Annotated in this window: 22 protein-coding genes; 15 read left to right on the top strand and 7 right to left on the bottom strand. The window is 61.9% G+C overall.

The genetic code is table 11. The features are described from left to right. Nucleotides 1-59 precede the first annotated feature (59 nt). The 4 genes from JQ641_RS17630 to JQ641_RS17615 all read right to left on the bottom strand — a co-directional run bounded on the left by JQ641_RS17630 (nucleotide 60) and on the right by JQ641_RS17615 (nucleotide 4,051). A complete protein-coding gene (locus JQ641_RS17630; RefSeq protein WP_211997252.1) occupies nucleotides 60-1,460 on the bottom strand; it encodes an amidase family protein in 1,401 nt (466 codons plus the stop codon). A gap of 70 nt (nucleotides 1,461-1,530) precedes the next feature. Further along, the gene (locus JQ641_RS17625) at nucleotides 1,531-2,097 is read right to left on the bottom strand and encodes a c-type cytochrome (RefSeq protein WP_211997251.1); all 567 of its coding nucleotides are present in this window, start codon (nucleotides 2,095-2,097) and stop codon (nucleotides 1,531-1,533) included. 147 nt (nucleotides 2,098-2,244) lie between these two features. Further along, on the bottom strand, nucleotides 2,245-3,528 hold the full coding sequence (locus JQ641_RS17620) for a PQQ-dependent sugar dehydrogenase (RefSeq protein WP_211997250.1): 1,284 nt from the start codon (nucleotides 3,526-3,528) through the stop codon (nucleotides 2,245-2,247). A gap of 265 nt (nucleotides 3,529-3,793) precedes the next feature. Further along, complete coding sequence (locus JQ641_RS17615; protein ID WP_211997249.1) at nucleotides 3,794-4,051, bottom strand: DUF6894 family protein; 258 nt, start codon at nucleotides 4,049-4,051, stop codon at nucleotides 3,794-3,796. Between the two features lie 306 nt (nucleotides 4,052-4,357). On the opposite strand from JQ641_RS17615, the gene pqqA reads away from it, so the two are divergent. From pqqA to JQ641_RS17555, 12 genes are all read left to right on the top strand, one after another. Continuing rightward, complete coding sequence (gene pqqA, locus JQ641_RS17610) at nucleotides 4,358-4,438, top strand: pyrroloquinoline quinone precursor peptide PqqA (RefSeq protein ID WP_012029362.1); 81 nt, start codon at nucleotides 4,358-4,360, stop codon at nucleotides 4,436-4,438. 148 nt (nucleotides 4,439-4,586) lie between these two features. Beyond that, complete coding sequence (gene pqqB / locus JQ641_RS17605; RefSeq protein ID WP_211997248.1) at nucleotides 4,587-5,516, top strand: pyrroloquinoline quinone biosynthesis protein PqqB; 930 nt, start codon at nucleotides 4,587-4,589, stop codon at nucleotides 5,514-5,516. Nucleotides 5,517-5,536: 20 nt separating this feature from the next. Further along, nucleotides 5,537-6,292, top strand: coding sequence for a pyrroloquinoline-quinone synthase PqqC (gene pqqC, locus JQ641_RS17600; RefSeq protein ID WP_249127556.1), 756 nt, complete (start codon nucleotides 5,537-5,539; stop codon nucleotides 6,290-6,292). 32 nt (nucleotides 6,293-6,324) lie between these two features. Next, the gene (gene pqqD / locus JQ641_RS17595) at nucleotides 6,325-6,636 is read left to right on the top strand and encodes a pyrroloquinoline quinone biosynthesis peptide chaperone PqqD (protein WP_211997246.1); all 312 of its coding nucleotides are present in this window, start codon (nucleotides 6,325-6,327) and stop codon (nucleotides 6,634-6,636) included. Further along, nucleotides 6,633-7,856, top strand: a complete 1,224-nt coding sequence (gene pqqE, locus JQ641_RS17590) for a pyrroloquinoline quinone biosynthesis protein PqqE (RefSeq protein WP_211997245.1) — start codon at nucleotides 6,633-6,635, stop codon at nucleotides 7,854-7,856. The genes pqqD and pqqE overlap by 4 nt, the downstream gene beginning before the upstream one ends. Further along, the gene (gene pip / locus JQ641_RS17585; protein WP_211997244.1) at nucleotides 7,846-8,826 is read left to right on the top strand and encodes a prolyl aminopeptidase; all 981 of its coding nucleotides are present in this window, start codon (nucleotides 7,846-7,848) and stop codon (nucleotides 8,824-8,826) included. The genes pqqE and pip overlap by 11 nt, the downstream gene beginning before the upstream one ends. A gap of 173 nt (nucleotides 8,827-8,999) precedes the next feature. Continuing rightward, nucleotides 9,000-9,671, top strand: coding sequence for a DUF4286 family protein (locus JQ641_RS17580; protein ID WP_211997243.1), 672 nt, complete (start codon nucleotides 9,000-9,002; stop codon nucleotides 9,669-9,671). A 237-nt stretch (nucleotides 9,672-9,908) separates the two neighbouring features. Next, complete coding sequence (locus JQ641_RS17575; RefSeq protein ID WP_211997242.1) at nucleotides 9,909-11,708, top strand: FAD-dependent oxidoreductase; 1,800 nt, start codon at nucleotides 9,909-9,911, stop codon at nucleotides 11,706-11,708. Next, nucleotides 11,678-13,528 carry a 2-oxoacid:acceptor oxidoreductase subunit alpha gene (locus tag JQ641_RS17570; RefSeq protein ID WP_211997241.1) on the top strand — a complete coding sequence of 617 codons (1,851 nt, stop codon included), beginning with the start codon at nucleotides 11,678-11,680 and terminating at the stop codon, nucleotides 13,526-13,528. The genes JQ641_RS17575 and JQ641_RS17570 overlap by 31 nt, the downstream gene beginning before the upstream one ends. A 127-nt stretch (nucleotides 13,529-13,655) precedes the next feature. Continuing rightward, nucleotides 13,656-14,711, top strand: a complete 1,056-nt coding sequence (locus JQ641_RS17565; protein WP_211997397.1) for a 2-oxoacid:ferredoxin oxidoreductase subunit beta — start codon at nucleotides 13,656-13,658, stop codon at nucleotides 14,709-14,711. A 233-nt stretch (nucleotides 14,712-14,944) separates the two neighbouring features. Then, nucleotides 14,945-15,811, top strand: coding sequence for a DUF4344 domain-containing metallopeptidase (locus JQ641_RS17560; RefSeq protein ID WP_211997240.1), 867 nt, complete (start codon nucleotides 14,945-14,947; stop codon nucleotides 15,809-15,811). 440 nt (nucleotides 15,812-16,251) lie between these two features. Continuing rightward, nucleotides 16,252-16,656: a hypothetical protein gene (locus JQ641_RS17555; RefSeq protein ID WP_211997239.1), complete on the top strand. Its 405-nt coding sequence runs from the start codon at nucleotides 16,252-16,254 to the stop codon at nucleotides 16,654-16,656. A gap of 34 nt (nucleotides 16,657-16,690) precedes the next feature. Here the strand turns inward: JQ641_RS17555 and JQ641_RS17550 are convergent, their stop codons facing one another. From JQ641_RS17550 to JQ641_RS17540, 3 genes are read right to left on the bottom strand one after another with little or no spacing between them, the layout of a single operon-like run. Then, entirely contained in the window at nucleotides 16,691-18,229 is a 1,539-nt protein-coding gene (locus JQ641_RS17550; protein ID WP_211997238.1) for a SpoVR family protein, read from the bottom strand. Further along, entirely contained in the window at nucleotides 18,226-19,497 is a 1,272-nt protein-coding gene (locus tag JQ641_RS17545; RefSeq protein ID WP_211997396.1) for a YeaH/YhbH family protein, read from the bottom strand. The genes JQ641_RS17550 and JQ641_RS17545 overlap by 4 nt, the downstream gene beginning before the upstream one ends. Before the next feature lie 21 nt (nucleotides 19,498-19,518). Next, nucleotides 19,519-21,462, bottom strand: coding sequence for a PrkA family serine protein kinase (locus JQ641_RS17540; protein ID WP_211997237.1), 1,944 nt, complete (start codon nucleotides 21,460-21,462; stop codon nucleotides 19,519-19,521). A 946-nt stretch (nucleotides 21,463-22,408) separates the two neighbouring features. On the opposite strand from JQ641_RS17540, the gene JQ641_RS17535 reads away from it, so the two are divergent. From JQ641_RS17535 to JQ641_RS17525, 3 genes are all read left to right on the top strand, one after another. Beyond that, the gene (locus JQ641_RS17535) at nucleotides 22,409-23,020 is read left to right on the top strand and encodes a hypothetical protein (RefSeq protein WP_211997236.1); all 612 of its coding nucleotides are present in this window, start codon (nucleotides 22,409-22,411) and stop codon (nucleotides 23,018-23,020) included. 31 nt (nucleotides 23,021-23,051) lie between these two features. Next, nucleotides 23,052-23,501, top strand: a complete 450-nt coding sequence (locus JQ641_RS17530; RefSeq protein WP_211997235.1) for a DsrE family protein — start codon at nucleotides 23,052-23,054, stop codon at nucleotides 23,499-23,501. A 265-nt stretch (nucleotides 23,502-23,766) separates the two neighbouring features. Beyond that, a complete protein-coding gene (locus tag JQ641_RS17525; protein ID WP_211997234.1) occupies nucleotides 23,767-26,613 on the top strand; it encodes a bifunctional transaldolase/phosoglucose isomerase in 2,847 nt (948 codons plus the stop codon). Nucleotides 26,614-26,636 lie beyond the last annotated feature (23 nt).

Here is a 26,636-nt window from a genome sequence, read left to right as displayed (position 1 = left end):
TCTTGTTTGACGCGTTTTCTTTACGCGAACCGGTGTCCACTTCGCTTGAAAACGCTCTGTTAGCTTGCCGGATCGATCGCCGCCGACGGCGTTCCACCCGCCTCGATCGCCTCGCCCGCGGCAAGGCAGAGATCCTCGCGGTAACGGCCGGAGACCAGCTGAACGCCGACCGGAATCCGCCCGACCAGTCCTGTCGAGACCGTTAGCCCGGGCAGCCCCATGAAGGGAATGGCAATCTGCGGCAATTGGGCGTGCCACACCCTCGCAAAAGACGCCTCGTCCTTGCGGTCGAGGTGGTCGGGGAACGGCAATTCGCCGGATACCGGCATCAGCAGCACCGGGTATCGTTCGAAGAATTCCAGCCATTCGCGGGTCAGCGTCGCGCGCCGGGTCAGCGCCTTCGAGAACGAAGCGGCATCGAACGGAAACACTTTTGTCCGGTTGCCGCGCAGGCAGGCCAGCGCGCCAGGATCGCCCTCGCGCTCGGCGGTCTCCAGCTGCGCCTCATAGCTGTCGCCGAGCCAGAGCTTGGTCTGCAGATTGGCGGGCTCGCGCAGCGGCGGCGTATTGGTGATCTCTTCGACGATCCAGCCCGCGCGCTCCAGCCGCTTGCCGGCATCGGCAACGGCGGCTTTCACCTCCGGTACGGGATCGAGGCCATCAGGATTGAGGCACATCGCGACGCGCTTTGGTGCCGGCGGGCCCTCCAGCGGCGCCGGCACCCACCAGGGATCGCGATAATCCCGGGCCGACATCGCCGCCAGGGCAATCCGGATATCGCCGATGGTCCGGGCCAAGGGTCCGGATACCGCGCTGATCTGGGGACCAATCGTGCGCTCGGGGAGCGCGGCGTTGAACGCCGGAATCCGGCCTATCGTCGGCCGCAGGCCATGGACGCCGCAGGCATAGGCCGGGTAGCGGATCGAGCCCGCGATATCGGTGCCGTGCGCGATATGCCCGATGCCGGCCGCGACCGCAGCACCCGCGCCGCCCGAGGAGCCGCCTGGCGTGATACCGGGATCGCGGGGATTTTTGGTATCGCCATGCACGAGATTGGTGGTGAACCAGCGATAGGAAAAGGCCGGGCAATTGGTCCGCCCCAAAATGACGGCGCCGGCCTTGTAGAGGTTATCGATCACGGGGCTGTTGTCCGCCGCAATGGCCTCGCGCTGCAGCTTCAGGCCGTTGGTGGTGGCAAAGCCCTTCTGGTCGATATTGACCTTCACGGTAATGGGTACGCCGCCGAGGGGGCCGACATCTTCGCCCCGCCCGATCGCGGCATCGATTGCCGCAGCCTGTGCCAGCACTTCGGCCGGCTTGTGGTCGACCACGGCATTGATCTGGGGATTGACCGCGTCCAGCCGCGCCAATGCTGATGTGGCCGCCTCCGTTGCCGAGACCTTTTTTGCCTTGATCAGCGAGGCCAGCTCCGCGGCCGACAGGCGCCAGATTTCTTGCATGGGAAACTCCGTTTGACCGCCTTGTAGCGCCGCGCGAACGGCAACGCCAGCCGGGGCCGTGAACGGGGGTTTAGCGCAAATGGGCAATGAAATGAGCGAGATCGGCGATCTGTTCTGGTGTGATCGGGCCCATCACGTCGGCCATGCTGCCGTCATAGCCGTGGCGGCTATTGTCCTTGTATTCGCCAAGCGTCTTGGCCAGATAATCCTCGCGCTGGTTGGCGATCCGCGGCACGTTTTCCTTGCCGGAATAATCCGGGTTGTGACAGCTGTTGCAGTGATGCTGCTGCCCCAGCGCCTGGCCGCGCTGCATCCGTGCGGGATCGCCGGCCTCAGCTGGTGGTGCGGGTTTGGGGATCGTCGCGATGAAATCGGAGAAGGTGCGCAGATCGTCGTCGGTCAGCGCCTTCGCCATCTCGTTCATCGGCTCGAAGCTGCGCAGCTTCTCGCGAAACATGAAGAGCTGGATCAGCGTGTAAGGCGCCTGCTGCGCGCCGAGCGAGGGCGTGTTTTCGGTCTCGGACTGTCCGCGCTCGCCGTGACAGGCCAGACACGGCGCGATGCGATCCTGAAAGGTTTCTGCATTTGCGGTTGAGGCGATCACGGTGAACGCCAGCGCTGTTACTATTTTACGCATCAGGCTTCCAGGAATTTTCGTCGTCATTCCGGGGCGATGCGCAGCATCGAACCCCGAATCTCGAGATTCCGGGTCTGGTGCTTACGCACCATCCCGGAATGACCAAGGAACGTGGTCGTCGCGTTTGCTACTCACGACGAACGCCAATCACTTAGCGCCAGCCACCTTCTGCTTGCCGTAGGTGATACGATAGACGGCGCCGTTGTAGTCGTCGGAGACCAGCAGCGAGCCGTCCTTCAGCTGCAGCACATCGACCGGGCGACCGATATACTTGTTGTCCTCGACGAACCCGGTGAGGAACGGCTCGACGGATTTGACAGTGCCGTCCTTGTTTAGCCGGGCGATGAGGACGTCACCGCCAACCTTCTTGGTCTTGTTCCACGAACCATGGCGGGCGATGAAGATCGCGTTCTTGTAGGACTTCGGGAACATGTTGCCGGTGTAGAACCGCATGCCCAGCGCTGCGGAATGCGGGCCCAGCAGGCCGACCGGCGCGGTGTAGTCGCTGCAGGATTTTCCCCAGCCGAATTCGGGATCGACCATGTTGCCCTGCAGGCAGTAGGGGGCGCCGAAATGCTCGCCGACCTTGGTGATGCGGTTGAGTTCATCCTCGGGCAGGTCCTCCGACATCCAGTCGCGGCCGTTGTCGGTGAAATAGAGCTGCTTGTTCTCCGGATTCCAGTCGAAGCCGACGGTGTTGCGCACGCCCCTGGCGATCACTTCGGCGCCGGAGCCGTCGAGATTGATGCGCTTGATCAGGCCGTGGGCGTCGCTATGCAGCACGTTGTTGCCGGGCTGCCCGACCGGAATGTACAGCTTGTTGTCGGGGCCGATGCCGATGAACTTCCAGCCGTGGGCTTCATCCTTGGGCAGATCGGAATAGATCACGGTCGGCTTCGGCGCGCTGTCCAGATTGTCCTCGATCTTGTCGATCCTGGAGATCTTCGACAGTTCGGCGATGTAGAGCGTGCCGTCCTTGAACGCGAGGCCGTTCGGACGATAGAGGCCGGAGGCGATCACCTTCACCGAACGCTTGCCGTCCTTGTTGACGACCGCGTAGACCTTGTCGATCAGGCGGGTGCCGGCAAACACCGTGCCCTTGTCGCCTTCGATCAGCGAGCGCGCATTGGCCATCCCGGCAGCGTAGACTTCGATGTTGAAGCCGGCCGGCACCTTCAGCTTGGCGGTCGGCAATTTGTCGGGCGCGGCGGGGATCGGCGGCGGTGCGATCGGGGCGAGCTTGGCGGCGGCTTCGTTATCGGCAGGCCGGCCGATCAAGGGCGAGCCCGGTGGAAGTGGGGCTGCGGCTGCCGGCGCCGCACCTGCCGCAGGCGGCGTGGCGGGCTGCTGCGCTGCAGCGGTCAACGTCAATGCACCGAAAAAAGCACCGGCCAGCAACAGGCTGCGCGGCGCCGACGAATAGCTCATCATGGCATTCTCCCTGGCGGAAGCCTTATCCTCGCGCGGCAAACATCATCCGCCGGTGGCCCCCCGGGCGGCACTCTCTTATATTTGTCCGTACATTTGCAATCGGAAAACTTGGGTGGCGATCAGTCACTCACCGTCATTCCGGGGCGATGCGCAGCATCGAACCTCAGATGTGCACTTGCACATCGGGGAATCTCGAGATTCCCCGGTGCGCAATTGCGCACCTGAGGTTCGCGCTATCGCGCGCCCCGGAATGACGGAGGCTGAATCAATGCCGGGTAATGGAGCGATCCGGCGCGTCGAGAATGGCCTCCGTGAACGGAAACTCGAGCACGATCTCGCCCTCGTCGTCGGTGACCTCGATGGTCGCGTTCAGCAGCGCGCCGTCTGTGCCTTCGGTCTTGAGCAGTTCCCGGATCATGGCGCGCGCCATTTCCCAAGCGCGGTCGGGATCCCGCAGCACTTCGCCATCGGGATCGGAAATCAGCTCATCGCCGATACGGGTGTTGAAAAAATAGCGTGGCATCAGCGGTAACCTACTCCATGGATGCCCCGCAGCCGGAGGCCAGCCCATTTTTCACAAGTTCTTTATCTGAAGCCGGCAGCGCTCCGTTAAACGGAAAATCAGCATTCGCGGCGTTGCGATCAACCCGGAAACGCTTGATCCCACGCCGTTTTGACCGCGGGCCTCCGCACAAAAACGTGAATTATCTCGCGATGCAACATGAAAACAGGGAGGACATACGGCAAAAAGATTTCACTGGCGAACTTTCTGATCCGCAGTACCTTGTCTCCGAGGGCGGAGTTCGTCCGGTATCAAAAGGAGCGCCTAATGGCCTGGAAAGCACCAAAAATCGTCGAAGTGCCGGTCGGCATGGAAATCAACATGTATGCGTGCGCCGCCCGGAAGTAACCGGCAGCGATCGCCAAGGCTTAACGAGGTGGATCTTTGGGCCTGACACGTTCCCGAACGCGGAACTGTGTCTTTGGCCCGGATCCACCTCGTGGCGTTTCGACCCCACCGTTTGTGCTCAAGTTTTGAATTTGCCGGGAGACGGATCATGCTTCGCGTCGTCGTCCTGGGCGCCGCGGCGGGCGGCGGCGTTCCGCAGTGGAACTGCGGATGTCCGGTGTGCCGGACGGCTCGCAACGAACATCCCGAACTCCAGAGCACGCAGGCCTCGATCGCGGTCAGCGCCGACGGCGAGCACTGGTTCCTGATCAACGCCTCGCCCGATCTGCGCCAGCAATTGACCGCGACGCCGCAGCTTCATCCCAAGGCAGGCCAGCTCCGTCACAGTCCGATTGCGGGCGTCATCCTGACCAATGGCGAGATCGACGCGGTCGCAGGCCTGTTGTCGATGCGCGAGGGATCGCCCTTCACCCTCTATGCGCATGAGCGGGTGCTCTCGATCCTCAAATCCAACAGCATCTTTAATGTGCTGAGCGAAAAGAACGTGAAACGCCAGCCGATCGCGGTCGACCAGGCGTTCGAACCTGACTTGCCCGACGGTTCGCCCTCCGGCATCGAAATCCTCCCCTTCGAGGTTCCCGGCAAGGGCGCCTGGTATCTCGAAGGTAAGGCGCATCCAGCCGGCGGCAGTGGCGTGGGCGATACGCTCGGGCTTCGCATCCTGGACAAGACAAGCGGCAAATATCTCTATTTCCTTGCCGCCTGCGCGCGAGTGACCGACGATCTGAAATCGCGGCTGAAAGGCGCCGCACTGGTGTTCTTTGACGGCACGGTGTGGCGCGACGACGAACTGGTTGCCGCGGGCCTCGGCAACAAGACCGGGCAAAGCATGGGACACATCTCGATGTCAGGCGAGAACGGCGCGATCACAAGCCTTGAAGGACTCGACATCGGGCGCAAGATGTTTTTGCATATCAACAACTCCAACCCCGCCTTGCTGCACGGCTCGGACGAGCGCAAAACCGCCGAGCAGGCCGGCTGGCACATCCCCGCCGATGGAATGGAGATCACGCTGTGAGCGTCGTGCCCGTCACCAGAATGACCGCGCTATCGATCGGCAAAGGCATTTCGCTCAATAACGCCGAGGAACTGGAGGCGACGCTGCGCCACATCGGCGCGACCCGCTATCACAACCTGCATCCGTTCCACCGGCTGCTGCATGGCGGCAAGCTCAACAAGGGCCAGGTGCAGGCCTGGGCGCTGAACCGTTATTTTTACCAGAGCACGATCCCGCTCAAGGACGCGATGGTGATCTCGCGGTTCCGCGACCGCGCGACCCGCGTCGAATGGCGGCACCGGATCGAGGACCACGACGGCGATTTGGGCAGCGAAGGCGGCATCGAGCGCTGGCTCAAGCTGACCGAGGGCCTCGGGCTCGACAGCGCCTATGTGGAATCGACCGAAGGCATCCTTCCCGCCACGCGCTTTGCGGTGGAGGCCTACGTGCATTTCTGCCGCGACAAGACGCCGCTCGAGGCGATCGCCTCCTCGCTGACGGAACTGTTCGCGCCGAACCTGCATGAAGAGCGCATCTCGGGCATGCTGCAGCACTATGATTTCGTCAATCCCGACATCATGAGCTATTTCAGCCGCCGCCTGCAGCAGGCGCCGCGCGATGCCGGATTCGCGCTCGACTACGTCAAGGCGCACGCCAGGACGCCGGCGGAACGCGAGGCGGTCTGCAACGCCCTGATCTTCAAGACCAATGTGCTATGGGTTCAGCTCGATGCGCTGTATCATGCCTATATCGAGGGCCACATACCGCCCGGCGCGTTCGTGCCCCAAGAGGGCTGAAGCCGAAACCAATAACCAGGAACTAATGATCGATGGCTTTGAGCCGCAACATCAGTGTCAGCGAGGCGAGCCGGCCGAAATTGCCGCGGCACGCCAAACTGAAATTCGATGAGACGCGGCAGGTCTGGGTGATCCTGGCGCCCGAGCGCGTGCTGGCGCCGGACGAGATCGCGGTCGAAGTGCTGCAGCTTTGCGACGGTGTTCGCAGCGTCTCTGACATGATCGATCAGCTGACCGCGAAATACGCGGCGCCCCGCGAGGCAATTGCAACCGATGTCATCGCGATGCTGCAGGACCTCGCCGACAAAGGCTTTCTGACCGAAGCGCGCGAGAAGACGTCATGAGCGACATTCTCACCGACGGCAAAGCGCTCACCGACGGCAAAGCGGCAACCGCGCCCCATGACGGACTCGCGGTGCTGGAGCAGCGGCGCTCGACGGCGGAGACGTTCGGCATTCCGCTCGCGGTGCTGGCCGAGCTGACGCACCGCTGCCCGCTGCAATGCCCCTATTGCTCCAATCCGCTCGAACTCGACCGCGGCGGCACTGAGCTGACCACCGAGGAATGGAAGAAGGTTTTGACCGAGCTCGCCGAAATCGGCGTGCTGCAGATCCATTTCTCCGGCGGCGAGCCGACGGCGCGCAAGGACCTGGTCGAACTGGTCCAGCACGCCAGCGACGTCGGGCTCTACAGCAATCTCATCACCTCGGCGGTGCTGCTGACGCGTGAGAAACTGTCCGCCCTGGCCGATGCCGGGCTGTGCCATGTGCAGATCAGTTTTCAGGGCAACGAGCCCATGGTGGCCGACCGGGTCGCGGGCCTGAAGAAGGCGCATGAGAAGAAGCTCGATGTCGCGAAGTGGACGCGCGAACTCGACCTGCCTCTGACGGTCAACGCCGTCATGCACCGCCAGAACCTGCATCAGTTGTCCGACATCATCCAGATGGCGGTCGATCTCGACGCCGACCGGCTCGAGGTCGCCAATGTGCAGTATTACGGCTGGGCGCTGAAGAACCGCGCCGCCTTGATGCCGACCGTGGCGCAGATCGAGGAGACCAGCCGCATCGTCGAGGAAGCCGAAGTGCGGCTGAAGGGCATTCTCGCGATCGACTACGTCGTGCCGGATTATTACGCGCTGCGGCCGAAGAAATGCATGGGCGGCTGGGGCCGGCAATTCTTCAACATCTCGCCTGCCGGCAAGATCCTGCCGTGTCATGCCGCCGAGAGCATCACCGGGCTCGAATTCCTTTCGGTGCGATCCAATCACTCGATCGCCTGGATCTGGCAGAATTCCGAAGCCTTCAACCGCTATCGCGGCACCGGCTGGATGCCTGAACCGTGCCAGAGCTGCGAGTTCAAGGAGATCGATTTCGGCGGTTGCCGCTGCCAGGCCTTTGCGCTGACCGGCGATGCCGGCAATACCGATCCGGCCTGCACGCTGTCGCCAATGCATGAGCAGATCTTCAAGCAGGCCGAGCAGGAAGCTGCTGCGCACCAGGACCGTTTCCTGTATCGCAATTTCGCCGGCGGCACGCTGGAGACGGAAGGCGAGCATGGCGCCTGACGCCGACGCCGGAAAATCCGTCAAACGCGCCGATCCGTTTGCACCGCTGACCTCGGAGCAGCTCGATGTCGGCGATGGCCACGATATCTATGTCGAGAGCGTTGGCCGCATCGGCGGCATTGCGGCGGTCTATCTGCATGGCGGGCCCGGCAGCGGTTGCCAGCCCGATCACCGCCGGCTGTTCGACCCTGAAAGATTCCATGCCGTGCTGTTCGACCAGCGCGGTGCCGGCCGCAGCCGCCCCAAGGGCCGGCGTGAAGACAATACCCTGCCGCATCTGATTGCGGACATGGAGAAGATCCGCGAGAAATTCGGCTTCGAGCGCTGGATGATCGTCGGCGGCTCCTGGGGCGCGACGCTGGCGCTGGCGTACGCGCAAGCGCATCCCGACCGTGTCACCGGCATCGTGCTGCGCGCCACTTTCCTCGGTACCCGCAAGGAGATCGAGGATGGATTCCTCGACGTGCTGCCGCGCTTCTATCCGGCGCTGCATGCGGATTTCCTCGACGTGTTGCCGCCAGCGGAACGCACGCAACCGATCGACGCATATTTCCGACGCATCCTTAATCCCGATACCGCCGTGCATGGCCCGGCCGCACGGGCATGGGGCGAGACCGAACGCATCCTCTCCGAGCACACACCTAGCCGCGCCCGGCTCGATCCGGTCAACTCGTCGCGCGCCCTGCCCGCCACGCCGTTCATGGAAGCGCATTATTTCGCCAATGACTGCTTCATGCGGCCGAACCAGCTCATCGAAGAGGCCGGCAGGCTTGCTGACATTCCCGGTATCATCGTGCAGGGCCGTTATGATTTGCTGTGCCCGCCGGCGACCTCGCATGCGCTTGCCGCGGTGTGGCGCGAAGCCGAAATTCGCCTGGTCGAAGGCGCCGGCCACACGCTGTACGATCCCGGCGTCCGCGACGCCGTGATGAAAGCGGTCGCTGACATGGCTTCCAGGATTACCAAATGAGGAGCCATCCCCTCATCCTGAAGAGCCCGTCTTCGCCCGGTGGGCTTCGCCGGGCACGCTTTGCTCTTTTGGTGAGTGGCTGCGCCACGCGTAGCCCGCAGGGCAAAGCGTGGTTCGAGACGCCGCTTCGCGGCTCCTCACCATGAGGGTCTGATAGTGGAGGAGTAAGAAAAATGCCGATAGCCGGAAAAGGCATGCTGCTGACGTCGATGAACATCGACCCCGCCGACGAGGCCGAATTCAACCGCTGGTATGACCGCGAACATCTCGAAGAGCGCGTCGCGATGCCGGGTTTCCTCGAAGCGCGGCGCTATGTCGCGCACGACGGCGACCCGAAATATCTCAGCCTCTATTCCACCGAAACCATCGAGGTGCTGGACAGCCCGTTCTACCGCACCGCGCTCGCCAACCAGACCGCCTGGTCGAAGGCCAATATTGCCCGCTTCAAGAACATGATCCGCGGCGTTTCGCGTATCACCATCAGCCGCGGCACCGGTCGTGGCGCCGTGCTCGGCATCATCCGGCTGCGGCCGCCCGCCAGCGGCGAGGATAAATTGCGTGCCGCACTGCGGGATCAACTCGATCCCGCCGAACTCGACGGTATCATCTCCATGCACCTGCTGGAGAACAATCCGACGCTGTCGAAACCGATCACTGATGACCCCGCAGCGCCCAATCCCGGCGCGGGCGACTGGTTCGTGCTGATCGACGCCACCGATGTCGGCGCAGTCCCGGCGGCCGCGGCGCGCTTCAAGGACAACGCCGCGATCAAGCCGCTGGTGGTGACGAGCGGCGTTTACCGGCTGACGTGGGATCTCGCGAAGAGCGATCTGCCCAACACGTAACATTGGCGACAAAGCGGTGTACTCATGCTGCACCGCCACATAATGCAGCGAACATTAACGTTTACGCGTGCCTGCATTGAAAGCTGGCAATCGCGCAAATTTGCCTTTGTGACTCGTCTGGAATGGCTCTAAGCTCCGATAAGATAAGCCTATGATCCAATTCAAAAACCACAAGAACGCCTACTGAGCGTTCAGGCAACAAGGCCGCGTTTGGATTACTGACGCGGAAAGGTAGGAATGAAACCGACTGACATCTCGGCGCCGGACTACTTTCACAAAGTGGTTGATTGCCAATGGGCCTGTCCCGCTCACACGCCAGTTCCCGAATACATCCGTTTGATTGCCGAGGGGCGTTATAGCGACGCCTACATGATCAACTGGAAATCGAACGTGTTTCCCGGAATTCTGGGACGCACCTGCGATCGCCCATGCGAGCCGGCCTGCCGTCGCGGCCGCGTCGAGGAAACACCGGTTGCGATCTGCCGGCTGAAGCGCGTCGCCGCCGACTTCAAGGACGACGTCAAGCACCGCATGCCGAAGGTATCGGCAAAGAACGGCAAGCGCATCGCGCTGGTCGGCGGCGGTCCCGCTTCGCTTGCGGTGGCGCGCGATCTTGCGCCGCTCGGCTATCACTGCACGGTGTTCGATGCCGATCCCAAGGCAGGCGGCATGATGCGCAGCCAGATTCCAAAGTTCCGGCTGCCGGATTCGGTGATCGACGAAGAAACCGATTACATCCTAAACCTCGGCATCGAGTTCAAGGGCGGTCATCGCATCGACAGCCTGAAGCAGCTGATGGCTGAAAATTATGATGCGATTTTCGTCGGTTCCGGCGCGCCGCGCGGCCGCGAACTCGACATCCCCGGCCGCAAGGAGGCCGCCGCCAACATCCATATCGGCATCGAATGGCTGGCTTCGGTTTCGTTCGGCCATGTCGAGAAGATCGGTCGCCGCGTGATCGTGCTCGGCGGCGGCAACACCGCGATGGATTGCTGTCGCACCGCGCGGCGCCTCGGCGGCGAAGACGTCAAGGTGATCGTGCGTTCCGGCTTCGAGGAAATGAAGGCGAGCCCCTGGGAAAAGGAAGATGCCATTCACGAGGACATTCCGATCCTCAATTTCATGGTGCCGGTGGGATTCAAGCATGTAGCCGGCAAGCTCATCGGCGTCACCTTCCAGAAGGTGAAGGCTGAATATGACGCCAAGGGCCGGCGCAATCTGGTGCCCGCGGGCGAGCCGGACCAGACCATTCCCTGCGACGACGTGCTGGTGGCGGTCGGACAGGAAAACGCCTTCCCCTGGATCGAGCGCGACTGCGGGATCGAGTTTGACAAGTGGAACATGCCGCAGGTCGATGCCAAGACTTTCGCTTCGACCAACCCGAAGGTGTTCTTCGGCGGCGACGCGGCGTTCGGCCCCAAGAACATCATCTGGGCGGTGGCGCACGGCCATGACGCCGCGCTGTCGATCCACAAGATGCTCTCCGGCGAGGATATCACCGAGCGCCCGCTTCCCGAGGTGCACGTCTCCTCGCAGAAGATGGGCATCCACGAGTGGAGCTACGACAACGACATCTCCGGCGACAAGCGCTACAAGGTGCCGCACCGCGACAAGGTGATCGCGCTGAAAGACATCCGCGCCGAGGTCGAACTCGGCTACGACGTCAAGCTCGCGCTCGGCGAGGCGCAGCGTTGCCTGAACTGCGACGTGCAAACGATTTTCAGCGCGCCCGCCTGCATCGAATGCGACGCCTGCGTCGACATCTGCCCGATGGATTGCATCACCTTCACTGACAACGGTGAGGAAGAGGACCTGCGGACCCGGCTGAAAGCACCCTCACCGCGTCATGACCAGGCGCTCTATCTCGCCGACGGGCTCAAGACCGGGCGCGTCATGGTGAAGGACGAAGACGTCTGCCTGCATTGCGGACTCTGCGCCGAGCGTTGTCCCACCGGAGCCTGGGACATGCAGAAGTACCTCATCGATATGACTCACGCGGGATCAACATGTCAGTCCAAAGCCCGATCAGCAGCGTAAACGACTTCGTCGTCCGTTTCGCCAACGTCAATGGCTCGGGTTCGGCCAGCGCCAACGAGATGTTCGCGCGCTCGATCCTGCGCCACGGCGTGCCGGTGAGTCCGCGCAACATCTTTCCCTCCAACATCCAGGGGCTCCCGACCTGGTACGAGGTGCGGGTGACCGAAGAAGGTCATCTCGGCGCCCGCGGCGGCGTCGACATGATGGTGGCGATGAACCCGCAGACCTGGGACAAGGACGTCGCCTCGATCGAGCCCGGCGGCTATCTGTTCTACGATTCCACCAAGCCGATGCCGACGTCGAAATTCCGCGCCGACATCAATGTCATCGGCGTGCCGCTGACCGCGATCACCAACTCGACCTATACCGATCCGCGCCAGCGCCAGCTGTTCAAGAACATCATCTATCTCGGCGCGATGTGCGCCTTGCTCGACATGGACCCGAAGATCGTCGAGCAATTGATATCAGAACAGTACAAGGGCAAGGAGAAGCTTCTCTCCTCGAACGTCCACGCGCTGCATCTCGGCCGCGACTGGGCGCTGCAAAACCTGAAATGCCCGATCGGCTTGCAGGTGAAGAAGGCCGACAAGGTCGGCGACCGCATCTTCATGGAAGGCAACAGCGCGGCTGCGCTTGGCGCCGTCTATGGCGGCGCCACCGTCTGCGCATGGTATCCCATCACGCCGTCGTCGTCGGTGGCCGAGGCCTTCACCAGCCACTGCAAGAAGCTGCGGCACGACCCCGAGACCGGCAAGGCCAAATACGCCATCGTGCAGGGCGAGGACGAGCTTGCATCGATCGGCATGGTGATCGGCGCCTCCTGGAACGGCGCGCGCGCCTTCACCGCGACTTCCGGACCCGGCGTCTCGCTGATGACGGAGTTCATCGGGCTTTCCTATTTTGCCGAAATTCCCGGCGTGATCATGAACATCCAGCGCGCCGGCCCCTCGACCGGCATGCCGACGCGCACCCAGCAATGCGACATCATCGCCTGCGCCTATGCTTCGCACGGCGACACCAAGCATATCCTGCTGTTCCCGGAAGACCCGGCGGAAGCGTTCGAATTCGCGGCGCAATCGTTCGATCTCGCCGAGCGGCTGCAGACCATGATCTTCCTGATGCTCGACCTCGACATCGGCATGAACCATCGGCTCTGCCGTCCCCTGAAGTGGGACGACGCCAGGCAATATGACCGCGGCAAGGTGATGACCGCAGAGATGCTCGACGAGCCCGGCCGCGATTTCGGCCGCTATCTCGACGTCGACGGCGACGGCATTCCGTACCGCACCTATCCCGGCACGCATCCGACCAAAGGCTCGTTCTTCACCCGCGGCACCTCGCGCGACCGCTATGCGCGCTATTCGGAAGAAGGCGCCGTCTACGCCGACAACATGCAGCGGCTGGTGCGCAAGTTCGAGACCGCGCAGGACATGGTGCCGCGGCCGCTGCAGGCCAACGCCACCAAGCCGACCAAATACGGCGTGATCTATTTCGGCTCGACCGCGCCGGCGATGGACGAGGCGATCGGCCTGCTCGAGGCGCGCGGGCACCAGCTCGACCGCATGCGGATCCGCGCCTTCCCGTTCCACTCCAGCGTCGCCAGCTTCATTGCCGACCACGACTTCGTGTACGTGGTCGAGCAGAACCGCGACGCCCAGCTGCGCCAGTTGATCGTCAACGAGAACGGCATCGATCCGGTGCGACTGGTGCCGATCCTGCATTATGACGGCACCCCGATCACAGCGCGCTTCATCGCCAGCGCCATCGGCGACCATCAGGACCATCTGAAAGTGACTCCTCTCCGCAAGGCCGTGTCATGATCCGTCTTCTGACCTCTTCGTCATGCCCGGCCTTGTGCCGGGCATCCACGTCTTCCTTCTTCTCGGCCAAGACGTGGATGGCCGGGACAAGCCCGGCCATGACGAGCCGGGAGCCGCAGGTGTTGTCATGACCTACATTGCAAAACCGAAATTCCACCATCCCGGCCTGCCGAAGAACGATCTCGGCTACACCCACCGGGACTACGAGGGCAAGATTTCGACGCTGTGCGCCGGCTGCGGTCACGACTCGATCACCGCCTCGATCATCGAGGCCTGCTTTGAGCTGTCGATCGAGCCGCATCGCGTCGCCAAGATCTCCGGCATCGGCTGCTCGTCGAAGACGCCGGATTACTTCCTCGGCAATTCGCACGGCTTCAACTCGGTGCACGGCCGCATGCCGTCGGTCCTGACCGGCGCCAACCTAGCCAACCGCGACCTGATCTATCTCGGCGTCTCCGGCGACGGCGACAGCGCCTCGATCGGCTTCGGCCAGTTCGCCCATTCGATCCGGCGCGGCGTCAACATGACCTATATCGTCGAGAACAACGGCGTTTACGGCCTGACCAAGGGCCAGTTCTCTGCCACCGCCGACCGCGGCTCGAAATCCAAGAAGGGTGTGATGAACACCGACAACGCCATCGATCTGGTGGCGATCGCGCTACAGCTCGGCGCCAGTTTCGTGGCGCGCAGCTTCTCCGGCGACAAGACCCAGCTGGTGCCGCTGATCGCGGCCGCCATCCGCCACAAGGGCGCGTCATTCATCGACGTCATCAGCCCCTGCATCGCCTTCAACAACCACGCCGGCTCGACCAAGAGTTTTGACTACGTCCGCGAACATAATGACGCGGTCAACCGCCTCGACGTGATCACCAGCCGCGACCCCATCACCGTCGATTATGCCCCGGGCTCGGTGCAGGTGGTGGAGCAGCACGACGGCACCAGGCTGGCGCTGCGCAAGATCGACGCCGATTACGACGCCAATGACCGGCTGGCGGCGATGACCTTCCTGCAGAAGCACGCCGCCAAGGGCCAGGTGGTGACCGGCTTGCTCTACGTCGATCCCGACGCCGAAGACATGCACACCCATCTCGACACCGTCGAGACGCCACTCAATACGCTGGAAGCCAAGGAGTTGTGCCCGGGCTCGTCAGCGCTGGACAAGATCAACGCCAGCCTGCGGTAGGCATGCCGCCGTCGGGCCGCAGCGTCGATGCATCCTGCGATATGAGCTTTAGCCTCGAACGCAGGCATCGGTTCGCGTGCCTGCTCGCGTCCAAGCGACCATCACGACCGCGCTTCTGACAACAAGCCCGACAGCGTTCGCTATCCACGGAATCCGACGGGCGTGCTATGGTTGCTCGACCACGCGTCGATACACATGCCGCCGTAAATTTTTATCATTCATAGTTGAGAAATATGATGTGGCATAAGCCTGCTGCGATCGTCGCAATTCTGGCGGCAACGATCTTTTGGACCTCCGGCAACGCAAACGCAGCCTCCAAGAGCAAGTCCAACCAAATCAAGTACGAGTACGTGCCGCCAAAGGATCCGGCGCACCAGCCGATCCTCGATCAAATGAAGCAGGGTCGTGCACTCGAGCATCTGCAGGAATTGCTTGGTCCGATCCGCCTTCCCTACCCGCTGACGCTCAAGGTCGCGGGTTGCGACGGCGTCCCAAACGCCTGGTACAACGATGAAGTCATCACCGTGTGTTACGAAATGCTGGCGGAAATTTTGAAGAGCGCGCCGAAGCAAGATCTTCCTATCGGGGTTTCCCGGGCGGATACGGTCCTTGGCTCAAGTCTGGCGGTGTTTTTGCACGAGACCGCGCATGCGGTTTTCAACATGCTGCAAATACCGGTGCTCGGCCGGGAGGAAGACGCCGCCGATCAGTTCGCCGCCTACGTGATGCTCAGACTGGGCAAGGATGAGGCCCGCAGAATGATCCTGGGCTCCGCCTATCATCATGCGATCCAGATGCCAGGACCGCAGGTCACCGTTCCGATCCGGGTACTTTCAGATGAGCATTCGACGCCGGCGCAGCGGACGTTCAACATCCTGTGTGTCGCCTATGGTGCGGACAAGAAACTGTTCGCCGACATCGTCGAACAGGAATTCCTCCCCAAGGACCGGGCCGAAGTCTGCGCGCGGGAGTATGATGATCTCAACTTTGCCATGACGAAGCTGATCGGTCCGCACATTGACAAGCGTCTGGCCGGGAGATTTCACGAAGTCTGGGCGCGAACCGTCAGTACCCGTCGCGCATTCCTTGCGCGCCAGTAGGATTTTCGACGTCTGAGCACCGCGGCCGGCAGGGAGTTGTGCCCCGGCTCGTCAGCGCTGGAAAAGATCAACGCCGGCTTGCGGCAGAGCGGGACGTATCAAGAATGGGTCTGCGGGGTGCAGCCGACCTTATTGTGCGCGTCTCAATGCGGTTGCACTGGTAGCAACAGAAAACCTTGATGAGTGGCTTGGCTCCGATAGCGGGCAGCTTGCCCAACAGCCGCATTTCGGCGTGGCACTTTTCGCATACTCGGATTTCCAGTGCTGGCTGGCCCATCCCGATATGATGTGTACGAAACCAGTCGGAACAATGGAGTTTTGCTCCGTAAGACTACGGCAAAAGAAAGCCGCCCTTTCCGAGAGGGCGGCGATTAAGGGAGTCTTAGGCTAGTCGTGCGGATGATCGGCCGCTTGTGAACGCTCAAGGAAGAGGTTCCGCTGTGCTCAAGGACGGCACTTATTCGGCCTGGTTCAAGACCCCGGTAAGCCAAGGCACCGGCATCGTCCATGTTGCAGACGGCAGGATCTGGGGGCGCGACGGCGTCATGACCTACGAAGGCTCATGCGAAGTCGACGGAGACCGATTCACCGCGGTCGTCATCACAAAAAAACACACCGGCGGGCTGCCAACCGTATTCGGCGATGATCAGGAGCTCGAGCTCAAGCTGCAGGGAACGTGCACCGGCAAGATAGCGACCTACACCGGAACGGCGGAACAGTTCCCAGGCCTGCTCCTGGAGGGAACGCTGATTTACAACGAGCAGGCGCGCCCCCCGGAGGCGAGCGAGCCCATACCAACGTTCGATCCGCACAAACTGCCGAAACTGCCGACGCGCGGGCGCTGATCGCTCGGGAGCGCAAGGAACGCCGGGAGTGTAGCTACGCCACCGCGGCCAGCCCGCGCGGGTTGGCGACGTATTCCTTCAGCACCTTGCCGGTCGAGTCGACCTCGACCAGCGAGACGTTGTAGGTCCAGAGGTCGGCGAGGTGCTGCAGCACGCGCTTGGCATCGGTGTCATTGAGCTGCGCGCCGTTCAGCACGGTGTGGCGCAACATCAAATGACGATCGCCGGCGAGATCGACATCGACGACTTCGATGTTGGCATCGATGAAGCCGACGTCGTATGACCGTGACAGGGCGCGGCGCACGCGCCGATAACCGCGCTCGTCGTGGATCGCATCGACCCTGATGCCGGCGGTCTCGGCCGGATCGTCATGCAAGTGGAACATGCGGAAGTGCCGCATCAGCCGCGGTGAGAGGAACTGGCTGATGAAGCTCTCGTCGCGGTAATTGGCCCAGACATCGCGGAGCACGCCCATCGTATCGCCCTTGCCGGCGATATCCGGAAACCATTCGCGATCCTCGTCCTCGGGATTGGTGACGATGCGCTCGATGTCCTGCATCATCGCAAAGCCGAGCGCGTAGGGGTTGAAGCCCGAGAAATATTTGCTGTCGAAGTCGGGCTGGAACACGACGTTGGTGTGCGACGACAGGAATTCGAGGAAATTGCCGTCGGAGAGCTGCCCCTGCAGGTGCAGCCGGTTCATGATGCGGTAATGAACGTAGGTCGCGGTGCCCTCGTTCATGACCTTGGTCTGGCTCTGCGGGTAAAAATACTGGGCGATGTGCCGCACGATGCGCAGCAGCTCGCGCTGCCAGGGCGCCAGGCGCGGCGCGGTCTTTTCCAGGAAGTACAGGATGTTTTCCTGCGGCAGGCCGAGCAGCGCGCGGCGGCGATCGGCGCTCAGCGTTGCCACGCTCTTGACCGGTCCGGTCGGAATGGTCCGCCACAAATCATTGAACGCGCTTTCTTCGTGCTGCCGGCGGTACTGGGCCCGTTTCTCCTCGACGCGCAGATCGGGTAGCTTCTTGCCGGGATAGCGGTTGATGCCATGTGACATCAGCGCGTGCGCCGCATCGAGCGTCTGCTCGACCGCCAACCGGCCGTGACGCTCCTCGCACTGCGCAACGTAGGTCTTGGCGAATTCGAGATAATCGAGAATGCCGTCGGCATCCGTCCATTGCTTGAACAGATAATTGTTCTTGAAGAAATGATTGTGGCCGAAGGCGGCGTGCGCGATCACCAGCGTTTGCATGGTCGCGGTGTTCTCCTCCATCAAATAGGAGATGCACGGCGACGAGTTGATGACGATCTCATAGGCCAGGCCCATCAGGCCCTTGCGGTAGGAAGCCTGCTGATAGGCGAAGTGCTTGCCGAACGACCAATGCTTGTAGAACAAGGGCATGCCGACCGAGCAATAGGCGTCCAGCATCTGCTCGGCCGTGATCACCTCGATCTGGTTCGGATAGACATTGAGCCCGAGTTCGGACTCCGCGATCTCCTCGCAGGCGTCGTGGATCCGCTGCAGCGTGGGGAAATCCCAATCAGCACCCTGAAACAGCCGTTCGCCTGTCATGGTGCCCTCTCTTGTCTTACGCGACGCTGGAAGAGATCGTGAAACACCGGGAAGATTTCGCTGCGCTCGCAGACCTTGCGCATCGACAATGGCGCACCGGCGAGGCGCAGGCGCTCATACAGCGTCCATAGCGACGAATCCGGCATCTCGAAGGTCAGACCGGCATCCTGGCCGACCTCGAGATAGGCAAAGAACTGGCTGACGGGGAGAATCTTCTCGGTCAGCAGCCGGCCCGCCACCTCGCCGTCGGACGTGGAATTGTCGCCATCGGAAGCCTGCGCGGCGTAGATATTCCAGTCCGCCGGGCGGAACCGCGAACGCACGATCTCGTGCATTTCCTGCAGCGCACTCGACACCAGCGTGCCGCCCGATGCCGGGCCATGGAAGAATGTGTCCTCGTCGACCTCTTCGGCGCGGTCGGTATGGCGGATGAAGACGATCTCGACATGGCGGTAGCGCCGCTTCAGGAAGACATAGAGCAGCGTGTAGAAGCGCTTGGCGAGGTCCTTCATGTGCTCGGTCATCGAGCCCGAGACGTCCATCAGGCAGAACATCACGGCCTGGGCAATCGGCTTCGGCGTGGTCTCGAACCGCCGGTATCGGATGTCGATCGGATCGATGAACGGGATCCGCTTGGCCTTGGCTTTCAGGGCTTCAATCTCGGCCAACAGTTCGGCGCGGCGCGCCTCGTGGCCGCAAATCAGCAGCTCGGCTTCGAGGGCCGCAATCTCTTCCGGCTTCGGCCGCCGCAATGCCACCCGCCGCGCCATCGCGCGGCTCACGGTACGGGGAATGGAAATATTCGCCGGCGAGCCTGATGTCGCATAACCCGCGCGGCGGATGCCTTCGCTCTCCACCTCGGCAAGCTTGCGCTTGGCGAGATCAGGTAGTTCGAGATCGTCCAGGAACAGGTCGACGAATTCCTCGCGGCTGAGAACGAAGCGGAACGCGTCTTCGCTGTCGCCCTCCCCCGCGCCACCGGCCCTGCCGCCCGAGCCGCCCGAGCGCGGCAGGATGTCGCCTTCGATGAACTTCTTGTTTCCAGGAAGTATCATGTCGCGGGTGCCGCCTTCACGGCGGAACCGCGGCTCGTCCATGCCATCGAGGGGGATGCTGACCTCGCCGCCTTCCAGGACATCCTTGATGTCCCGGTCGTGCGAGGTCTTCTTCACCGCCTGCTGAACCAGCGCCTTCGCCCGGCGCAGGAACCGCTGACGGTTCTCGAGACTCTTGCTGCCCGGATTCAGCCGCCTATCAACGATGTGAATAGCAACCACTTCGCATCCGCCTCAGCCGGCTTGCTTCACGCGCATGTACCATTCGACGAGCCGGCGGACCTGGCGTTCGGTGTAACCGCGGTCCACCATCCGCGCGACGAAATCGTCGTGCTTCTTCTCGGTTTCGCCGTCCTTTTTCGAGCCGAACGAAATGACGGGCAGCAGATCTTCCACTTGCGAGAATATCCGCTTTTCGATCACCTCGCGAACCTTTTCATAGCTGGTCCAGCCCGGATTCTTGCCGCCGTGCTGGGCTCGCGACCGCAGCGAGAACTTCACGACCTCGTTACGGAAGTCCTTCGGGTTGGCGATGCCCGCAGGCTTCTCGATCTTGGTCAGCTCCTGATTGAGCAATTCACGATCGAGCAATTGTCCGGTGTCGGGATCCTTGAAGTCCTGATCTTCGATCCAGGCGTCGGCGTAATCCACGTAGCGGTCGAACAGGTTCTGGCCATAATCCGAATAGGATTCGAGATAGGCCTTCTGAATCTCGTTTCCGATGAATTCGGCATATCGCGGCACAAGTTCGGCCTTGATGAATTCGAGGTAACGCTTCTCGGTCTCATCAGGGAGCTGCTCGCGACGGATCGACTGTTCCAGCGCATACATCAGGTGAACGGCGTCCGCGCCGACCTCCGACGTATCGTGATTGTAGGTTGCGGCGAGCACCTTGAACGCGAAGCGGGTCGAGACGCCATCCATACCTTCGTCGACGCCAGCGGCATCCTTGTATTCCTGGACGCTGCGGGCCTTGGGATCGGACTCTTTCAGGCTTTCGCCGTCATAAACCCGCATCTTTGCAAACACGGTGGAGTTTTCATGACGGCGCAGCCGCGACATCACCGAGAAGCGCGCCAGCGTCTCCAGCGTCGACGGCGCGCAGGGCGCGGCGGCGAGCTCGGAGCCCTGAATCAGCTTCTCGTAGATCTTCTGTTCTTCGGTGACGCGCAGGCAATACGGCACCTTGATGACGCAGATGCGGTCGATGAAGGCTTCGTTGTTCTTGTTGGTCTTGAAGCTCTGCCATTCGGATTCGTTGGAGTGCGCGAGAATGACGCCGGTAAAGGGGATCGCACCGATATTCTCGGTTCCGATATAGTTGCCCTCCTGCGTCGCCGTCAGCAGCGGATGCAGCATCTTGATCGGCGCCTTGAACATCTCGACGAATTCGAGGATGCCCTGGTTGGCGCGGTTCAAGCCGCCGGAATAGCTGTAGGCGTCGGGGTCGTTCTGGGCGAAGGTTTCCAGCTTGCGGATGTCGACCTTGCCGACCAGCGAGGAGATGTCCTGGTTGTTTTCATCACCCGGCTCGGTCTTGGCGACCGCGATCTGCCGCAGCCGCGACGGCTGGATCTTGGCGACACGGAATTGCGAGATGTCGCCGCCGAACGATTCGAGCCGCTTGTAGCACCACGGGCTCATCAGCCCGGTGAGCCGGCGGCGCGGAATGCCGTATTTTTCCTCGAGCATCGGCCCGAGTGTTTCCGGATCGAACAGGCTGAGCGGGCTTTCGAAGACGGGACTGAGTTCGTCGCCGGCCTTCAAGACATAAATGGGGTGAACTTCCATCAACGCCTTGAGGCGTTCGGCGAGCGATGACTTGCCGCCGCCGACCGGCCCGAGCAGATAGAGGATCTGCTTGCGCTCTTCGAGGCCTTGAGCGGCGTGCCGGAAGAACCCGACGATGCGCTCGATGGTTTCTTCCATGCCATAGAAGCCGGCAAAGGCCGGATAGGTGCGCATGGTGCGGTTCAAAAAAATACGGCCAAGGCGTTGATCCCTGGCCGTGTCGATCATCTGAGGTTCGCCGATTGCCGCTAGCAACCGTTCGGCCGCATTCGCATATTTAAGCGGATCGCTTCGACACGATTCCAGATAATCCGCCATCGACATGTCGCTCTGACTTCGAGCTTCGAAGGAGCGGGCGAAGGCGTTGAACAGAGAATCGTTGTACATAGATTCATCTCCTCATGGTTCAGCTATAACGTAGGATGCGCTGGCCAAGTTCCAAGCCCCGGCAAGCCTCCTGCGTATCCAATCGCGAATCACCAACAGCAGATGTGATATCTGACACGCGAGTGACTCCATCACGCAATGCAATAGTCATGCTAAACGACTCGGCAGCTCAAGAATGTGCTGGAATCCACCGAATCTGTAACCGGAGTGCAACATGCGGCATCCGGAGAAGTACTGGTTTTTCAGGTAGATGAACGAACCTGCAGAATTCGCGCGGTTGAAAACGCGCCGCCGCAATGCTTGTCGATTCATTAATGCGCGCCGCGCGCGGCGTCCGTTCAGCGCGTTGGACCATAACGGACGATCTGAGATCCAGATCACTCCAGGCTGCGTCATCCTCGGTAGATCATCTCTCTGTTCGATGTCGTTCGACGAATCCGAACGCGCGAATTCCGTTTCCAGGGCTTATGCCGCTCACCACGACGCGTGACGTTTGCGCTCGCGTCGGCATGAATGCCGTCAAGGCGGCGTGCATTGCGACTGTAATCGAGTCCCGAGCGCGGCGAACCGATACAAGAGGCTCGCGCGCTAGTACTTTTGGATTAGTCCGGCGCAACCAATTCGCCGGTCCTCCTGAGTGCGGCGCAAAACGAAACCCGCGCTGCCGCCAATCGGCACAGGTGTGCTCCAGGTCACGGTCCGAATTGGACACCGGCCGGGATTTATTGTGCAAGGCACAATGCGGGCAAATCATGGGGCGCGAATGGGCGCATCGCCCAATATTTAGGCAAGCGGCTGCCGGCAGCACGGTTTTCCTGGCAACGGCCTGAAATTGAACGCAGCCGCGGCCGCCTGCGACCAACAGATCGAAGCCGCACCATGGCGGCTCCTGGCGCCGCACCACCTCCGTGCGGACGGTCGGTGTGTCACGCATTTAGGGACGATCATGAAGCGCATCTTCCTGTGTACCCTCGCGCTGGCCGCGATGACCTCGCTTGCCAGCCCCGGCCTCGCCCAGGATGGCGTCGACAAGACCAGGGCTGCCGCCTTCGACAACAGGATATTCGCCGGCCCCCTCGGTCAAAAGACCTATGCCTGCTTCGTCCGCCGCTATGACGCCAACCACCTGGCGCAGCATCCCAAGCAGAAAGTCAGCGCGATGAAGCTGCTGGTCACGGCCGAAAATCCGCCGGAAGAGAAGATCACCAATTACTCCTTCCGCATCGGCGTCAAATATCGGCATCGGCCAGGCAATTTCGACTCCAGTGGTTATTGCAACCATGTCGTCACTGAAGACAAAGGCAACGAAATCCACTTCGGCTGCGGCGTCGATTGCGACGGCGGCGGCATCGATATCGCGATGAAGGACGACAAATCAGCCATCATCCAGCTGGAGCGGATCAGGATCCGGGACCGCAACAAGCCCGACGACGATTCCAGCAACGATCTGGTAGCCGGCGCCGACGACAAGATTTTCCGGGTCGATCGCGCCGATCTGCGCGAATGTGCCGAGCTGGTGACCGACCGCAAGGAACTCGCGGCGCTCAGGCATAAGTGACAGCTCAGAGGCAATCGAGTTGGAGGACGCCATGCATCGACGCAGCATCTTGTGGGCCGCGGCGTCCGCTTTCGGCGCGGCCTTTGCTGCCTCGCGCGCCGGCGCGGCGACCGAGGCGCCGCCGACGAAAAAACTGAAAGTGGTCTACCACCTCAACGACCTCGACAAGGTCAGCTTTGTCGTCGGCAACATCCAGAACCATCTCAACGGCGTCGGCGGACCCGACAACGTCACCATCGCTCTGGTCGTTCACGGCCAGGCGCTGCGTGCGTTCCACGCATCCGCGGCCAATCCCGATCTGACACGGCATATCGGCCAGTTCGCCAAGGCCGGAATTGAACTCGCCGTCTGCGGCAAAACCATGAAATCCCAGAAAGTCGGCCTCGCCGATCTCTTGCCGGGCTTCATTTCCGCCGACCAGGGCGGCGTGGTGCGCATCGCCGAGTTGCAATCGCAGGGCTATCTCTATCTGCGACCCTGATCGCAATTTGCGATCGTGATCGCGATTTGCGATCGTGGCGTCCGCTTTCCCGTCACAAAATTGTGCTGGATTTCGCCAATCCCCGGGTGCTCATCCCGGGGATCGAACGGATGCAGGCGGCGTTACCCCACCGGATACACCCATTCCGTCCGGCAGCCATTCCATCGACTTGCCATGCACTTGCCATCCACGTGTTGACATTCCCGCCTCGCACCCGAAAGCTGCCGGGGAACCCGAAAACCGACGACCGGACAGAACAGGCATCATGAATCCCGTCAAAGCACTCGAAAACCACGGTCAGGCCGTCTGGCTGGATTTCCTCGCCCGCGGCTTCGTCGCCAAAGGCGATCTGAAGAATTTGATCGACACCGACGGCGTCAAAGGCGTGACCTCGAACCCCGCGATCTTCGAGAAAGCCATCGGCAGTTCGGACGAATATGACGGCGCGATCGGCCAGGCGCTGAAGAAGGGCGACCGCCCGGTCGCCGACCTGTTCGAACATGTCGCCATTGAAGACATCCAGAACGCCGCTGACGTGTTGCGGCCGGTCTACGACCGGCTGAAGGGCGAAGACGGCTTCGTCAGCCTCGAGGTCTCGCCCTATCTGGCGATGGACACCAAAGGCACCATCGCCGAGGCCGAGCGGCTGTGGAAGGACGTCAAGCGCAAGAATTTGATGGTGAAGGTGCCGGCGACGCCGGAAGGCCTGCCTGCGATCGAACATCTGATCGGCGAAGGCATCAGCATCAACATCACGCTATTGTTCTCGCAAAAGGTCTATCGCCAGGTGGCGGAAGCCTATCTCGACGGGCTGGAGAAACTCGTCGCCGGCGGTGGCGATCCCTCGCGCGTCGCCAGTGTCGCCAGCTTCTTCGTCAGCCGGATCGATAGCGCCGTCGACAAGCAGCTCGACGACAAGATCGCAAGGGCTAATGACCCCAGCGAAAAGGAACGCTTGAGCGCGCTCAAGGGCAAGGTCGCGATCGCGAACGCCAAGATGGCCTATCAGGACTACAAGGGCCTGTTTTCGGGCGCACGCTGGGACAAGCTCAAGGCCAAAGGCGCAAAGCCGCAGCGGCTGCTGTGGGCTTCGACCGGCACCAAGAACAAGGACTACAGCGACGTTCTCTATGTCGAGGAACTGATTGGCCCCAACACCGTCAACACGGTGCCGCCGGCGACGCTGGACGCGTTCCGCGATCACGGCAAGGTGCGTGACAGCCTTGAAGAAAATGTCGAGGACGCCCGACGGGTACTGGAGGAATTGGAAAAGTCCGGCATCTCGCTCGACGCGATCACGGCCGAGCTGGTCACGGACGGTGTCAAGCTATTCGCCGACGCCGCCGACAAGCTCTACGGCGCCGTCGCGCACAAGCGCGCGGCTTCGCTTGGCGGCGGAATCGACAAGCAGCACCTCGTGCTCGGCGATGGCATCAAGAAGGCCGTGGAGAAGAGCACCGAGGACTGGCGGGCGTCAGCAAAAATCCGCCGGCTCTGGCACAAGGACAAATCGGTCTGGAGCAATGACGACGAGAATAAGTGGCTGGGCTGGTTGAACAGCCCGGCTGCCGCAGATGTCGCCGACTACGAGGATTTTGCCAGGCGCGTGAAGGGGCAGAACTTTTCGGACGCTGTCGTGCTCGGCATGGGCGGATCGAGCCTTGGTCCGGAAGTGCTGGCGGAAACCTTCCCGAAGAAATCCGGCTTCCCGAAACTGCACGTGCTCGACTCCACCGACCCCGCGCAGGTGCGCGCGATGGAGAAGAAGGTCGACCTGGCAAAAACCCTGTTCATCGTCTCCAGCAAATCCGGCGGCACCACCGAGCCGAACGTGATGAAGGATTATTTCTTCGATCGCGTTTCCAAGACCATCGGCGCTGACAAGGCGGGCCATCGCTTCATCGCGGTGACCGACCCCGGCTCGTCGCTGGAGAAGGTCGCGACCAAGCAGGGCTTTGCGCGCATCTTCTATGGCGATCCATCGATCGGCGGACGTTACTCGGTGCTGTCGCCGTTCGGACTGGTGCCGGCGGCGGCCGCCGGGATCGACGTCAAGAGCCTGATCAAGCACACGCTGGCGATGGTGCGCTCCTGCGGCGCCGACGTGCCGCCGCACGAAAACCCCGGCGTGCAGCTTGGGCTTGCGCTCGGGTTAGCCGGGCTCGAAGGCCGCGACAAGGTGACGATATCCTCGTCGAAGAAGATCGCCGATTTCGGCGCCTGGGCCGAACAATTGATCGCGGAGTCCACCGGCAAGGACGGCAAGGGCCTGATTCCGATCGACGGCGAACCGCTCGCCGATCCCGCCGTCTACGGTAGCGACCGCTTCTTCATCGATATCCGGACCGAGGGCGAAGACGATTCGGCGCATAACGACAAGCTTGCCGCCCTTGAAGCCGCCGGGCATCCGGTGGTGCGCATCGTCATGAAATCGATCGACCATATCGGCCAGGAGTTCTTCCGCTTCGAGATGGCGACCGCAGTGGCCGGCGCCATCCTCGGTATCAACCCGTTCAACCAGCCCGATGTCGAGGCGGCCAAGATCAAGACGCGCGAACTGACCGCGGCGTTCGAGAAAACCGGCGCACTGCCGGCCGAGCAGCCGGTGGTCGCCACCGCCGAAGCCGACATCTACACCGATGAAGCCAATGCGGACGCGCTGCGCAAGGCCGGCGCCAATGGCACGTTGGAATCCTGGATCAAGGCGCATCTGACGCGTCCCGGCAGCGGCGACTATTTTGCGCTGCTGGCCTATATCGCGCGCGACGGCGCATCGATCGACACGCTGCAGAAGATGCGGCTGGCGGTGCGTGACGTCAGGCATGTGGCGACCTGCGCCGAATTCGGACCGCGCTTCCTGCATTCGACCGGCCAGGCCTACAAGGGTGGGCCCGACAGCGGCGTGTTCCTGCAGATCACCGCCGACGATGCCAAGGACCTGGCCGTGCCCGGCCAGAAGGCCAGCTTCGGCGTCGTCAAGGCAGCGCAGGCGCGCGGCGATTTCGACGTGCTGACCGAACGCGGCCGGCGCGCATTGCGGGTTCATCTCAAGGGCGACCTCAAGCCGGCGCTTGCCGCGCTAGATGCCGCGATATCAGAAGCGCTCAATTAGAGAGGGCGCGCAATAAGGGAAGT

Source organism: Bradyrhizobium sp. JYMT SZCCT0180, assembly GCF_018130165.1.
Lineage (GTDB): Bacteria > Pseudomonadota > Alphaproteobacteria > Rhizobiales > Xanthobacteraceae > Bradyrhizobium.
This window is presented reverse-complemented; position numbering and strand designations above follow the sequence as displayed.

Bases quoted from the DNA above. Each gene is read 5' to 3' on its own strand.
- pip (WP_211997244.1), top strand. From the start codon at position 7,846: ATGGCGCCTGACGCCGACGCCGGAAAATCCGTCAAACGCGCCGATCCG.
- JQ641_RS17525 (WP_211997234.1), top strand. From the start codon at position 23,767: ATGAATCCCGTCAAAGCACTCGAAAACCACGGTCAGGCCGTCTGGCTG.
- JQ641_RS17560 (WP_211997240.1), top strand. From the start codon at position 14,945: ATGATGTGGCATAAGCCTGCTGCGATCGTCGCAATTCTGGCGGCAACG.
- JQ641_RS17565 (WP_211997397.1), top strand. From the start codon at position 13,656: ATGACCTACATTGCAAAACCGAAATTCCACCATCCCGGCCTGCCGAAG.
- JQ641_RS17530 (WP_211997235.1), top strand. From the start codon at position 23,052: ATGCATCGACGCAGCATCTTGTGGGCCGCGGCGTCCGCTTTCGGCGCG.
- JQ641_RS17550 (WP_211997238.1), bottom strand. From the start codon at position 18,229: ATGACAGGCGAACGGCTGTTTCAGGGTGCTGATTGGGATTTCCCCACG.
- JQ641_RS17625 (WP_211997251.1), bottom strand. From the start codon at position 2,097: ATGCGTAAAATAGTAACAGCGCTGGCGTTCACCGTGATCGCCTCAACC.
- pqqE (WP_211997245.1), top strand. From the start codon at position 6,633: ATGAGCGACATTCTCACCGACGGCAAAGCGCTCACCGACGGCAAAGCG.
- JQ641_RS17570 (WP_211997241.1), top strand. From the start codon at position 11,678: ATGTCAGTCCAAAGCCCGATCAGCAGCGTAAACGACTTCGTCGTCCGT.
- pqqA (WP_012029362.1), top strand. From the start codon at position 4,358: ATGGCCTGGAAAGCACCAAAAATCGTCGAAGTGCCGGTCGGCATGGAA.
- JQ641_RS17535 (WP_211997236.1), top strand. From the start codon at position 22,409: ATGAAGCGCATCTTCCTGTGTACCCTCGCGCTGGCCGCGATGACCTCG.
- JQ641_RS17540 (WP_211997237.1), bottom strand. From the start codon at position 21,462: ATGTACAACGATTCTCTGTTCAACGCCTTCGCCCGCTCCTTCGAAGCT.
- JQ641_RS17575 (WP_211997242.1), top strand. From the start codon at position 9,909: ATGAAACCGACTGACATCTCGGCGCCGGACTACTTTCACAAAGTGGTT.
- JQ641_RS17620 (WP_211997250.1), bottom strand. From the start codon at position 3,528: ATGATGAGCTATTCGTCGGCGCCGCGCAGCCTGTTGCTGGCCGGTGCT.
- JQ641_RS17615 (WP_211997249.1), bottom strand. From the start codon at position 4,051: ATGCCACGCTATTTTTTCAACACCCGTATCGGCGATGAGCTGATTTCC.
- pqqD (WP_211997246.1), top strand. From the start codon at position 6,325: ATGGCTTTGAGCCGCAACATCAGTGTCAGCGAGGCGAGCCGGCCGAAA.
- JQ641_RS17580 (WP_211997243.1), top strand. From the start codon at position 9,000: ATGCCGATAGCCGGAAAAGGCATGCTGCTGACGTCGATGAACATCGAC.
- pqqB (WP_211997248.1), top strand. From the start codon at position 4,587: ATGCTTCGCGTCGTCGTCCTGGGCGCCGCGGCGGGCGGCGGCGTTCCG.
- pqqC (WP_249127556.1), top strand. From the start codon at position 5,537: ATGACCGCGCTATCGATCGGCAAAGGCATTTCGCTCAATAACGCCGAG.
- JQ641_RS17630 (WP_211997252.1), bottom strand. From the start codon at position 1,460: ATGCAAGAAATCTGGCGCCTGTCGGCCGCGGAGCTGGCCTCGCTGATC.